The following is a 12,652-nucleotide window of genomic DNA, read 5'->3' as shown; positions in this document are numbered from 1 at the left end:
GCATTTCGTTCGAAGATCGACAGGGTGGGTGTCTACCCGGATGGTCGGAAATGGGGTGGAACATGGAGATCCTTGCGTTGCGGATGAGGAATCACCTCATACGCTGTCGCTTCACGACGCTCCACGCCACGGTTGAATTACCTGGGTACGTACCTGTTTTTGCGCTTTCGACCCGACCGGTCGATATCAGGCGCCACTTCATTCCACGGCATCTGGTGAAAAAATCAGTGCCTCACATCACTTCTGGAGACGATACCGCGCCTCGGTCACCCGGCACGTCAGCGTTACCGAGATGGGACATACAGCTGGCATTGCTGCTACACGCCGAACGGGAGACCAGTGCACGTTCCGGCATCGGAAACGCGCGCTGATCTCCCGTCAGGTCGATCTACTAGCTAGTGCATCTACGGTTTGAGCTACTTCTCTGCTGCGTGATGGGCCGCGATGTATCCGTAAACCAGCCCCTGGCCGATCGTCGCGCCGGCGCCTGGGTAGGTGTGACCGAATGCGTTGGCCGCAGTATTGCCGATCGCGTACAGGCCGTCGATGACGCTGCCGTCCTCACGAAGCACGCGTGCATTCTCGTCCGCCTGCACACCGCCGCAGGTGCCCAGGTCGCTGAGCGTCATCTTCACCGCATAGAGGGCGCTCTTGTCGAGCTGGCGCAGATTCGGGTTCGGAGACACTGTCGGGTCGCCGTAGTACCGATCGTATGCGCTGCCGCCGCGACCGAACTCCGCATCGCTACCTGCAGCAGCGGCCTCGTTGAACTTCTGGAAGGACTCGGCAAACGCATCCTCGGGGAGACCGACCTTGCGGGCGAGTTCGGCCGGACTGCTCGCCTGGTGCGCGATGCCGGACTCGAAGAATGCCTGCGGAAGGGGCTGACGGGGGAAGATACCGCCTGCGAACACGTAGCTGTTGCGGTACTCCTGGTCGAAAACAAACCACATCGACTCGGCCGGATCGCCAGCCTTTTCCCGTTCGAGCACGCGCTGGCCGAACGACATGTAGTCCGTCGCCTCGTTCACGAATCGACGACCGGTCTGGTCGACGATGAAAGAGCCGGGCAGCGCACGCTCTGCGAGCATCACCATCGGCGGGCGGCCCTTGATGCTTGCCACCGCGGGGAACCACCAGGACTGATCCATCGATCCGATACCTGCACCGAGCTCTTGTGCTGCCTCGATCGCTTCGCCGGTGTTGCCCTCTGCGCCCAGGCTCTCATGCTCACCGAGGCTCTCCGACTGGTACTTGTGGCGCCACTCCATGTTGTGGTCGAACCCGCCGGCTGCCAGGACGACACCGCGCCGAGCGGTCACCGTCACTTCACGTCCGTCTTGCACCACAACTGCACCCGTTACGCGGCCATCTTCGGTGATGAGCCGAACCAACGACGTTTCCGTCCACACCGGGATACCGGCCTGGACCACACCGGCGAACAGTCCGGCGGCGAGCGCCTGACCGCCCGCGATGTATTCACGCTTGAGGACGTACTTGCCGTAAACGCCTTGCGCCAGGCGGCGGATGATGCGGGGAAAAGCCTTGCTCGGCTTCTTCACCATCAGGTTCATCCACTTGTAATCCGCACCCGTCACCGGCATCGGCAGTCCGGCTTCCATCAAACCTGGGCGCAGGCGACCGCGTTCCGCTCCCAGTACCGACGCGTCGAACGGCAGGCACTCGCAGGTACGTCCGGCGGCGCTACCGCCCGGCAGTTCGGGGTGGTAATCGGAGTATTCCTTGGCCCAGAAGAACTTCATGGGCGTCGTGCGGTAGAGCATGTCGACAGTGGCCGCACCGTTGTCGACGAATGCTTCTCCTCGTTGGGCAGGGGCAGTATCACCGACCACCGAACGCACGTATGTCTTCGCTCGCTCAACGGTGTCGCCCGCACCGGCTTTCGCCAAGATCGGGTTGGCAGGCATCCAGAACGCCCCACCGGACCGCGCCGTCGAACCGCCGACGTACTGCGTCTTCTCCACGATCAGCGTGGACAAGCCGAGTTCGTTCGCGGTGAGAGCGGCAGCCATGCCGGTACCGGCACCGATCACCAATAGATCGACAACGATGTCCTTGGCTTGTGTCGCGGGGGGTGCCTGATTCTTAGCCATTGAACAAATCCCTTCACGTGGTTATCGACGTAGAACGCTAAGGCAGTCGCGGCGCAGAAGGTTCCGGATGCCCAGTCAGCGGGACATTGCGAGTGGATTGGCGAAAAACAGCTCCTGCCACGGTTCGGACGTTGTGGCCGTCTCAGCAGAACTACGCCTTGCCCTCGTCAACCTTTAGGCTGCTCTCGTGACGACAGACTCCGGCTTCGGCATCACTGACGAAGCGCTCGGCACCCTTGTCCGCGGGCACTACATCTTGTCCGACGGTGAGCGATTGGACGACGACTACTACAGCCTGACCTGCAACCTCGACGGGCGAGCCGTCGGATTTATCGCCCACTCACTCGAGCCTGACACCGTACGCGGCATGCTTCCCCGCCTACGCCACGTCGTCGACCAGCACCAGGCTCTTCATCGTCTGGCCGTCGAAGCGATTGTCAACGAATTCAGCGAAGAAGCTCCGTCACGAGGCGAAGTGATCGATGCACTGCGCGATTTGGTGCTCGAGTCCGTCGAGGTGACTGTCGAATCCTGACCGCGATCCTCGTCTCGGACTATCTGCTGATGTTCCTCGGCACCGATGAAGAATAATCATCTACATGAAATGGAACACCCCTACAGAGACCGGCTGGTTCGTGAACCTTGCCGAAGGTGGTTCGGCCGTATCGATATTCGATCCGTCGGGGAGCGTCCAAGGCGAACTGATTCCCGCACCCGACGACGAATTGGAGAGCGTTTCCGGCGGGCGGAAGAGGAAATCGTCAACAGCCGAGCAGGATCGACCAAGGCTCGCATTCCGCAAGGGCCGACCTGCATCACTTCGATTGTCCGACGGAACGATCGGGACTCTGATCGACCAGAGACCCAAGGCCATGCGCCGCAAGAACAAGCTGTGCGAAGTCGATATCGCGGGCAGAAGGTACCTCTTCGTTCATTCATCGGGCCGAAAGGCAACAGCCCGACGTGACGGAATCGCATTGGCTCACATGGAACGTGGGCGATGGTCCGGTAGAAGTATCGTCACCAGAAGAACCCTCACAGCAACGGACACCCTTGACGAATGTGTCCTGACACTGTTTCAGAAGGTAGTGACACCTGGACGTACCGGTGCCTTCGATCAGGTACTGACCGACCTCAGCAACATATGACGTACGCCACATTCGGTGGATCTCAACCGCACTCGAGATACTAACTTTCAACTCTTAGGTCCACGGACATGCCTTGGACACAATGAGTTTCACATCTCGGATCGGAAGGCTGAAGCCAGATCATGGTCAATGTCGACGCTTTGAACACGCTCGCCCGACGATTGTCGCCGGGTGCGATGATCACAGATCCAGATCTACTCCAGTCCTATCGGCAGGACTGGAGTTTCGATCCCGCAGCCGGCACTCCGATCGCCGTCGTACGTGCTTCGACGACGGCAGATGTCCAGGAGACCTTGCGCTTCGCCAACAGTAACAATGTCCCGGTCATTCCACGGGGCGCCGGCACGAGCGTCGTCGGCGGATCCACCGCCGTCGACGGCGCTATCACCCTCAGCCTCGAGCGAATGAAATCTATTCGAGTGGACGTCTCGTCACGAACCGCGATCGTCGAACCAGGGGCAATCACCAATGACGTCAAGGCTGTTGCCGCACGCGAAGGTTTGTACTATCCACCAGACCCGTCGTCTTATGAAATCTGTTCCATCGGCGGTAATGCCGCCACCAACGCAGGCGGACCGTGCTGCATAAAATACGGCGTCACCAGTGATTACATCCTGGGTATGACGGTTGTGCTGCCTGATGGATCCGTCGCCGAACTGGGCGGAAAACGGATCAAAGACACCCCAGGGCTTGCATTGACCAAGCTATTCGTCGGCAGTGAAGGAACGCTCGGTGTGATAACCGAACTGTCGCTGCGACTCATCCCTCAGCCTCCGACTCCCCAAACATTGGTGGCCTTCTTTCCACTCATGGCCGACGCAGTTGCCGCTGCCCGAGATATCACAAGTTCTATACGCCCTTCAGAACTCGAAATCCTCGACAACGCAGCCATCAAGGTGGCGGAAGAATTCCTCAACATGGAACTGGACACCGATGCCGGAGCACTCCTGATCGGGCGATCCGACGCCGGTAACGGCGCAGAGACAGAGATGAAATTGATGAGCACTCTCTGCGAAAAGCATCGAGCCACAGCTACATACGCTACCGACGACCCTCACGAAGGCGAACTGTTCATCCGCCCCCGCTATGCCGTTTACGAAGCCTTCGAGCAGAAAGGGGTGGTCATCGGCGACGACGTCGCGGTACCCATCGACAGACTCCCCGAGCTCACCGACGGTATAGCCGACATCGCGAAGCGCTACAGCACCACCATCGTCAGCTACACCCACGCAGCCGACGAGCTCACGCACCCAGTCCTCAACTACCCCATCGGAGACGTGGCCGCCGCTGAATCCGCCTCCGCGGCGCGACAAGAAATCTATCAACTCGTGAGCACTCTGGGCGGATTCGCAGCAACAGAATATGGTGTAGGACAAGATAAACGAGATCGCTTGTCGAACTCGCTCGATCCCGTCGTCAGCAAACTGAACAGGACCATCAAGAACGCTGTTGACCCCAACAACATCTTGAATCCGCGCGTTCTGATCCCCTCGAGCGGTTCGACGGACGGCATCTGAGGCCGCTACAGGTATCGAATAGCGACGAGTACCTGAATTCTCCTGTGCAACCGGATATGGTGAGGCTGTCGTCTTCAATGCGGCGGTGCAAGAAGGGAAGTTACGACCAAGACGTTATGTCGGGGAATAAGCAAATCGCCTGGATATGGCTGGAGGCCTCCGTGATGAATCTCGTTCGCCGACTGAGCGTCTGCACATCCGTCGTGATCACGTCGGCTCTGACGTCGGTAGCGCTCGCATCCGCTGCGGTGACCATTCCATTCCAGATCAACCCTGCGCCGTACGGCAACCCGAACGGCAGCTTCGACGCGCCGGCGGTCCGCTGCGTAGCTGTAGTCGGCGAACTACCCGGCACAGTGACGATCACTGGGGGCAAGGAAGACCGCTGGGGATGCCTGCTCTCGTCCGAAGTGCGCTGGCTGAACCTTTCGACCGGGGTCTCCGGCTCCGCTCGTCTCTCGGACGGTCTGAACGGAGTCCCGGCAGGGGCGATCGTGCAGACCGGGACCGGTCAAGTCGCTGTCGCCGTGACGTCTGTGGCCGGATCCATCATCACCCCAGGTGTCGCATCGTTCTACGTGCCGTAGCACCAGAACTCCGCATCGCGGACGCGGTGGGGCCTAAGGTCCTGTTTACCGACCCGTCATCCCGGTTAGCCTGAAAAGACGCTACCGAGAGGACTCTCATGACCTCGTCAGTGCACGAAACGATCGCAGTGGATCTGGATTTGATCGACCTGTACAAAGACCTCCACGGCAACCCGGAACTTGGATTTCACGAGCATCGAACATCCAGTCTGGTGGAAGGACATTTGACAGCACTGGGATTCGACACGACTACCGGCGTCGGGACAACCGGAGTCGTCGGAGTCCTGAAGAACGGAGCGGGCCCCACAGCGCTGCTGCGTGCGGACATGGACGCCCTCCCGGTTCGGGAAGAAACCGGATTGGACTACGCCAGCACCGTGACAACGACCGACGACCAGGGGAAGACCGTCTCGGTCAGCCACGCGTGCGGCCATGACCTGCATACGACCTGCTTACTCGGTGCAGCCCGGATCCTCTCGCAGGACACGACGACCTGGTCCGGCACTCTTGTCCTCGTCTTCCAACCGGCGGAGGAACTTGGCGCGGGTGCGCAAGCCATGGTCGACGACGGACTGTTCGAGCGATTCCCGAAGCCCGACATCGTTCTCGGCCAACACGTATCGCCGCTACCGGCAGGCACGATCGCCGGGCACGCCGGCCCCTCGTATGCGGGATCGGACTCACTTCGTGTGAGACTGGTCGGAAAGGGCGCCCACGGATCTATGCCGGAGAACTCGGTCGATCCCGTGGTCATGGCGGCCGAAACCGTGTTGCGTTTGCAAACTGTCATCTCACGCGAGGTCCCGAGTACTGCAACAGCTGTCCTCACCGTCGGCTCCATCCATGCTGGAGATGCCGCCAACGTCATTCCCGGCGAAGCAGAACTGCAACTCAACATCCGCAGCTACGACGCAGTTGTGCGTCAGCGCATCCTGGATAGCGTCGACCGCATCGTCCAGGGCGAAGCGGCCACCGCCGGCGCTCCCACCCCACCGACCATCACCGAGACGGAGCACTTTCCGATCGTCGTCAATGACCCGGCGGCGCTGGACAAGACACTCGATGCCTTCGCCGAATGGTTGGGGACGAACAAGATTCTCGATCCCGGTGCGGGAGCAGGTAGTGAAGACGTCGGTATTCTCGCGACCAGTGCCGGTGCGCCACTGTCGTACTGGTTGTTGGGCGGTACCGACCCTTCACTGTTCACGACAGGTGACATGACCGATCCGGCTTTGCGAACCGTGCCGTCGAACCACTCCCCGCACTACGCTCCCGTGATCGAGCCGACCCTGACCATCGGTGTGAACGCCTTGGTCGTCGCGGCCAGGACGTGGCTCCCAACTCCCTAGTGTGTTGCGGGTCCGCAATCGATCGACCGTCCACACGATCAAGGCTGCAAACGCGTAGGCGCCGCCGAGAATACTTGCAGCGCCCCACCCTGCCGCGTCGAAAACCATAGTGGTGGAAACCGCCCCAGCCGCGCTGCCCAACGAATAGAACACCATGTAACTACCGATGGTCCGCCCGGCCGATTCCGGTTCATCCGCGACGATCAGGTTCTGGCTCGAGACATGAACAGCCTGCACGGCGAAGTCCAACGCAACAACACCGACTACGAGTAACACCAGCGAGTGCGTCGCCTGCGCGTTGAAAACCCACGACAGCAAGAGAACGACCAACGACGCCCCGGTGACGCGTTGGGCTTTGCCTTGATCGGCCCAACGTCCGGCACCGATCGCGCCCAATGCTCCGACCAATCCGGCGATTCCGAAGAACCCGATCTGTGTGGTCGACAATCGCCATGGCTCCTCGCTCAGTGGTAATGCCATACCGCTCCAGAGCGCACCGAAGGACGCGAACAGGAACAGGGTGATCAGAGCCCTCGTGCGAAATAGTCGGTTCGTAAGAGTCAATGTCACGACCGATCCCATTGCACCCACGTACGAACCCCGATCCGAGTGCGAACGAGGGTCTTTCGGCAGCATCGTCAACGCGACAGCCGCGATCAGGACCGAAATCAAGGTGGATCCCGCGTAGACAGCCCGCCAGCCTGCCAGATCCGCAACTGCGCCGGCGACAGTTCGAGCGAGGATGATGCCGACAACAACGCCGCTGGTGATCACACCGATGTTTGCGCCGCGCTCATCTGGGTCGCTGATTGCCGCAGCGTAGGCGACTACGACTTGAACGACGACCGAGAAGGTGCCTGCGACGGCCATCCCGATCAGCAGTTGCAGATTCGTGGCTGCCAGAGCAACAAGCATCGTTCCTGTTGCAGCAGAGACGATCTGGATTGCGATCAATTTTTTCCGATTCACGAGATCGCTCAGTGGCACCAACACGATCAACCCCACCACGTAACCGAGTTGGGCGAGTGCCACGACGAAGCCGAGGCCGGCCGGAGCAATGGAAAGATCTGAACCGATTTGCCCGAGGAGCGGCTGTGCGTAGTAGATATTGGCTACCGAGACCCCGCAGAGCACCGCGAGCAACAGGCGAAGTCCACGAGGCATTTTGAACTTGTCCCGTGCGTTCTCGACAGATTGACGTGCAGTCACTTCCACCTCAATTTGGTTGCGTTTTGATACCATTTGAAGACTATGTCAATACAGTTTCAAAACGCAACCAATGAGGAACCCGATGCCTGATCGCACGCAATGGACGGACCCGCACTGCCCGACGGCCCGAGCGGCCGACATCATCGGCGACAGATGGTCGCTGTTGATCGTGCGAGACGCCTTCGACGGGTCGTCGAGGTTCAGTCAGTTTCAGCGAAACCTGGGCATCGCAAAGAATATCTTGACGGACAGGCTGAAAACCCTTGTCGAGCAAGGAATTTTCGAAGTCCGACCGAACGAACAAGGGACCCGCAACGAGTACATCCTGACCGGACGCGGTATGGATCTGTTCATCGTGATCACGAGCCTGCGGCAATGGGGAGAGCGCCACGCCTTCGATGACGGTGAGCCACACTCGATCTTGATCGACGACACCACGGGCGATCCGGTGCCCAGGCTTCGACTGATCAACGCACGGAATATCGACCTGGACCCGACAAGTACACATGTGGAGAAGGTCGAGGAGGGTTGACCCGCAACTCGCCAGATCGGTAGATGGGCGCACAGGATTCGAAGTTCGCGCATACTCCGATCATGACTGTCGATCTCGAGTTTTCCTGGCCGCAGTTTCTCTGGATTGCATTCATCTTCGTCGGCGTGCCCACAACTATCGGCGCGAGCATCATCTGGACAATCTGGCGTTCGGAACGAACTGGCGTGGAGCACTCCACGACCGCCCTCGACCCCGGGCGCACGGGATCCGGCCCACTCGGACTGTGGCGCACCGGTCTGTTGGCCTTTGCGCTGGGCTTTCTGTCTTGTGTGGGCTGGCTCAGCTGGTCAGCCGACTACAAAGGCGGATTCCGCGGCCCCGGCCTGCCTGCCCCGACGCAGTTTCCTCCCTGGCAGGTGTTTGCCTGCGGATTAACGGTGATCCTCGCGTGTTTCGTTTCCGCGCATCGGTCGCGGTGGATGAAGGCAGGCGGCCTGACTGCAGCTGCCGGCACGGCTGCGGGATTCACCACAGCATTCAGTATCGACGCCAGTACTGATGTCACCGGACAGGCAGGCGTCGGCGTCGCACTGTCCACGATCGGATGGGGCCTCACCCTTACCGCACTGATGCTTCTGCGCGGCAAGTGGTCGCGACGAGAATGAATCTATTGCTCAGTGCGGTTCACCCGCGGCGCGTTTCAGTGGCGCGGGCAGTGTCGTCGAGGTGGCAGTCGAATCTTGACGGAGGAATTGACGTGATGCCCAGGCGGATCAGTATCGCGAATAGTGCTGCATCTCCTCACGATCGGCAGCGCAGATGCACTTTCGATCGAGACCGCGGTCGGCTGTCACTGCGCAGAACCGAACGCCGAGCGGATCGTGGGATTCCATACTGTGCTGACACGCAGGGCAGATGGACGGCGTTTTCTGATCCGCGTCTGTCGACTCGGCTTGCCCTGGTGCATTCGACACATCGGACGGGTTCGACGCCATACAGGCGCTCCAGTTCTCGGCCGTTCGACCACAGACCGGGTTGGCGTCGAGGACGACATGGCTTGACCGCGCATATACGAATGACCCTCGACGTACCCCCACGCTACTCGCTTCGGCGCACCGGTTTGTACCAATTTCTGCCACGCGACAATCACCGTCGAGCAGGATAGAACTACAGCACGCACCATTTCCGTGCAGCGTTCGAATCCGTGCAGCATCCGAAGCGAAAGGGCTTCTTGTGAACACTTTCCAACGTGTATCCGCCGCCGTCAACGTAGTGGTCCAACCACTGATCGGCGCTCCGATCGTGGGCAAATTACTCGGCCGTTCAATGACCGTCATCACCTACGTCGGCCGCAAATCGGGACGTACCTTCAGCGCGCCCGTGTCCTACAAAAGAAAAGGCGACCATGTGACGATCGGAGTTGCCATGCCGGACAAGAAAAGCTGGTGGCGCAATTTCTATCCGGAACAAGGCCCCATCGTTCTCCAACTGGACGGTATCGATCGTCCTGGCGAAGCCCTCGCACATCGAAAAGGCAAGGGTGTTTACGTTTCGGTCGAACTCGCGCCTACGGACTGAAACGATCGAAACGGCACCGGCGCAATCACATTCACTCCGCACTGATCGCCGAGCCGTACCTCGGTGATCCATATCTCGTCGCGATCGGGACCTTTGACTCTGTGCAATCGACACTCGGTCTCGCACCGTTCGACGCGGGTTTTTTGTCGACCGTTTGACGAACAACCCGTCCTTGCCAGTACATTACCGTCCGGTAACATCGATGGCAGGCGCGAGCTGGAAGAGGTGACCACCGTGACGATCGGCATCTATCTGGTCGACGACCACGAGATCGTCCGTCGTGGATTGGCAGACCTGTTGAATCAGGTATCGGGACTCAACGTTGTGGGCGAGGCGTCGTGTGTTCGCGAAGCTTCGGACGGAATACCCGAATGCCGACCCGACGTGGTCGTCATGGACGTCAGACTTCCCGACGGCAACGGTGTGGAACTGTGCCGGGAACTGGCGTCGACCTGTCCGGAAGCGGCCACGTTGATGCTCACGTCGTACTCCGACGACGACGCCCTACTCGACGCCCTGATCGCCGGCGCACGCGGATTCGTCCTCAAGAACATCCGTGGCCACGACCTGGTATCCGCGATCCGTACGGTCGCCACCGGCAAATCGCTGTTGAACACTCAGGCGGTGGTCGGTTTGGTCCGGCGCATCCGATCCGAGCAGGAGTCGGGCACTGCGGCAGCACTGTTGACCGATCAGGAACTGTTGATCTTCGAGTTGATCGGCAAGGGGCTGAGCAATCGAGAGATCAGCACGCACGCGGAACTCTCGGAGAAAACAGTCAAGAACTATGTCTCACGCATCCTCGAAAAACTGGGTCTCGAACGTCGAACGCAGGCTGCAGTTCTGGCGACCAAGCTTCGTGCGGGCACTGCTTACCCGGATCCATCGGGACAGGCGACCACACACCTACTGACGCCGTCCGGTTCCCCATTCTCCGCCACTACAGGCACACACCATGCCAGGTAGCCGCGACGCGCTCATGCTCAGCCTTTTCGGCGACATCGCCGGAAGCGCAGAGCTGACTGCCCTCAACCCGACTGCAATTCCCAAGCTGCTCAGTGCCGTATTGACAGTCGGGTCCACCCTCCAACTCGACGAAACGCTGCAACAGATAGTCGACGTCGCAAGACATGTGCTCGAAGCGGACTACGGTGCGCTCGGCGTGAAGTCTCCCGACGGCCGCTTGTCGCGCTTCATCCATTCCGGTTTGAATCAGGGGCAGGTTGCCAAGATCGGGCATCTTCCCGAAGGTCACGGACTGCTGGGCCTGGTCGTTCAAGAACCTTGTCCGGTTCGAACCGACCGAATCGCCTCACACCCGTCCTCGGCGGGGTTTCCAACCAATCACCCACCGATGGACACGTTTCTCGGTGTTCCGATCTTCGTCAGGGGCGAGGTGTTCGGCAGCATCTACCTCGCGGACAGCTCGGAACGGACTGCATTCGACGACCGTGACGAGGCCGTACTCCAGATTCTGGCAAACGCTGCGAGCATCGCCATCGACAATGCGCGTCTGTTCGAGGAATCCCAAACGCGGGAAGCGTGGCTCAAGGCCGTCGCCGCCGTAAACGCACGCCTGCTCAGTGGAGGATCTCGCGACGAGACACTCGCCGAACTGGTTCGCACGACGCGCCGTCTCACCGACGGCAATCTGGTGTGCATAGTTCGCTACGACCTCGGCGAAGGGCCGGGTGTTCACGTCGCAGAATCCCGGACTCGCGGGATGACCGTCTCGGACGGCACAGTTCTCGATCTTTCCGGAACCGTGATCGACGAAGCTGCCCGCAGCCGGCGAACGATTTCCGCCCCCAGTGCCAGCGCTGTTCCGGCACTGCATGTTTCCAGCGAGGAATCCGTCGTCGCACTCCCATTGTCGGGAACCTCGTTCGGCGGCGGCGTCCTCTTCGCGTCACGCCGCAGCGATCGTCCGTGGGGCGTCGACGAGATCGAGCAGCTGACGGCAATGGCCGACATCGCCGCTGTCACTGTCGAATTCGCCGAACAGCAACGAAAAGAGCGACTGGTCGACGTCCTCGAAGATCGAGACCGAATCGCGCGTGATCTTCACGACCACGTCATTCAGCAGTTGTTCGCCACCGGATTGAGTTTGCAGGGGGCATTGCAACGTCCCGGCGACGAGGAAACCATTCGCACGGTGTTGGACAACTCCGTTGATCAACTCGATCGAACGGTCCGCGAAATCCGCACCGCAGTCTTCGACCTCCACACGAGTGAGATGTCGACTCCCACAAGCCTGCGACGCCGATTACTCGACGCCGTCAACGGTCTGTCCGGTCACTCGTCGATCACTCCCAGCGTCACTTTCGAGGGGACCATCGACAGTTCCGTCCCGGCTCGACTCGCCCCGCACGCCGAAGCCGTTGTGCGAGAAGGGTTGAGCAATGCTCTGCGGCACGCCCATGCCAACGCCATCGACGTCACCATCCGGGCAACGGAAGATCTTGTCATCAGCATCGTCGACGACGGTGTGGGAATCGACCAGGCAACCAGAATCCACGGTCTCGACAACCTGGCGACCCGCGCTCGTCAGTGCGGCGGCTCGAGCAACATCACCAGCGAGAACGGCGTCACCGAATTGGTGTGGCGAGTTCCGCTGAGCCCCAGGCGAAGTCCGTTGTCAATCCAGCACGGTTGAG

12 protein-coding genes and 1 pseudogene are annotated in these 12,652 nt (G+C 60.3%); 10 read left to right on the top strand and 3 right to left on the bottom strand.

The window, feature by feature from the left end; genetic code table 11:
- Nucleotides 1–416 precede the first annotated feature (416 nt).
- Nucleotides 417–2,114 (bottom strand): 3-ketosteroid-delta-1-dehydrogenase, encoded by a 1,698-nt coding sequence (locus tag AC3WQS_RS25525; protein ID WP_492713193.1) that lies wholly within the window; start codon nucleotides 2,112–2,114, stop codon nucleotides 417–419.
- Between the two features lie 187 nt (nucleotides 2,115–2,301).
- Between AC3WQS_RS25525 and AC3WQS_RS25520 the strand changes: the two genes are divergently transcribed.
- The 5 genes from AC3WQS_RS25520 (at nucleotide 2,302) to AC3WQS_RS25500 (ending at nucleotide 6,715) form a co-directional block, all read left to right on the top strand.
- Nucleotides 2,302–2,649, top strand: a complete 348-nt coding sequence (locus AC3WQS_RS25520; protein WP_264614000.1) for a hypothetical protein — start codon at nucleotides 2,302–2,304, stop codon at nucleotides 2,647–2,649.
- Nucleotides 2,650–2,713: 64 nt separating this feature from the next.
- A complete protein-coding gene (locus AC3WQS_RS25515) occupies nucleotides 2,714–3,262 on the top strand; it encodes a hypothetical protein (RefSeq protein WP_019747508.1) in 549 nt (182 codons plus the stop codon).
- Between the two features lie 122 nt (nucleotides 3,263–3,384).
- Nucleotides 3,385–4,779 (top strand): FAD-binding oxidoreductase, encoded by a 1,395-nt coding sequence (locus AC3WQS_RS25510; protein ID WP_492713194.1) that lies wholly within the window; start codon nucleotides 3,385–3,387, stop codon nucleotides 4,777–4,779.
- 164 nt (nucleotides 4,780–4,943) lie between these two features.
- A complete protein-coding gene (locus tag AC3WQS_RS25505) occupies nucleotides 4,944–5,366 on the top strand; it encodes a hypothetical protein (RefSeq protein ID WP_029537826.1) in 423 nt (140 codons plus the stop codon).
- A 98-nt stretch (nucleotides 5,367–5,464) separates the two neighbouring features.
- The gene (locus tag AC3WQS_RS25500; RefSeq protein ID WP_019747511.1) at nucleotides 5,465–6,715 is read left to right on the top strand and encodes an amidohydrolase; all 1,251 of its coding nucleotides are present in this window, start codon (nucleotides 5,465–5,467) and stop codon (nucleotides 6,713–6,715) included.
- A gap of 180 nt (nucleotides 6,716–6,895) precedes the next feature.
- Here AC3WQS_RS25500 and AC3WQS_RS25495 read toward each other — a convergent pair.
- Nucleotides 6,896–7,879: pseudogene (locus AC3WQS_RS25495) on the bottom strand (MFS transporter); the annotation flags it as partial.
- A gap of 127 nt (nucleotides 7,880–8,006) precedes the next feature.
- Between AC3WQS_RS25495 and AC3WQS_RS25490 the strand changes: the two are divergent.
- Nucleotides 8,007–8,456, top strand: coding sequence for a winged helix-turn-helix transcriptional regulator (locus AC3WQS_RS25490; RefSeq protein ID WP_492713195.1), 450 nt, complete (start codon nucleotides 8,007–8,009; stop codon nucleotides 8,454–8,456).
- A gap of 23 nt (nucleotides 8,457–8,479) precedes the next feature.
- The gene (locus AC3WQS_RS25485) at nucleotides 8,480–9,082 is read left to right on the top strand and encodes a hypothetical protein (protein ID WP_492713196.1); all 603 of its coding nucleotides are present in this window, start codon (nucleotides 8,480–8,482) and stop codon (nucleotides 9,080–9,082) included.
- Between the two features lie 108 nt (nucleotides 9,083–9,190).
- On the opposite strand, the gene AC3WQS_RS25480 is transcribed toward AC3WQS_RS25485, so the two are convergent.
- A complete protein-coding gene (locus AC3WQS_RS25480; RefSeq protein ID WP_019747515.1) occupies nucleotides 9,191–9,412 on the bottom strand; it encodes an RGCVC family protein in 222 nt (73 codons plus the stop codon).
- A 238-nt stretch (nucleotides 9,413–9,650) separates the two neighbouring features.
- On the opposite strand from AC3WQS_RS25480, the gene AC3WQS_RS25475 reads away from it, so the two are divergent.
- The 3 genes from AC3WQS_RS25475 (at nucleotide 9,651) to AC3WQS_RS25465 (ending at nucleotide 12,651) form a co-directional block, all read left to right on the top strand.
- Nucleotides 9,651–9,995: a PNPOx family protein gene (locus AC3WQS_RS25475; protein ID WP_019747516.1), complete on the top strand. Its 345-nt coding sequence runs from the start codon at nucleotides 9,651–9,653 to the stop codon at nucleotides 9,993–9,995.
- Between the two features lie 234 nt (nucleotides 9,996–10,229).
- Complete coding sequence (locus AC3WQS_RS25470) at nucleotides 10,230–10,961, top strand: response regulator transcription factor (RefSeq protein WP_060938362.1); 732 nt, start codon at nucleotides 10,230–10,232, stop codon at nucleotides 10,959–10,961.
- Nucleotides 10,951–12,651 (top strand): sensor histidine kinase, encoded by a 1,701-nt coding sequence (locus AC3WQS_RS25465; RefSeq protein WP_046378073.1) that lies wholly within the window; start codon nucleotides 10,951–10,953, stop codon nucleotides 12,649–12,651. Before AC3WQS_RS25470 ends, AC3WQS_RS25465 begins: the two co-directional genes overlap by 11 nt.
- Nucleotide 12,652 lies beyond the last annotated feature (1 nt).

It is taken from the genome of Rhodococcus sp. FW305-130 (assembly GCF_058788335.1).
The sequence above is the reverse complement of the archived record's forward strand: the minus strand, read 5'-3'. Positions and strand labels throughout refer to the sequence as shown.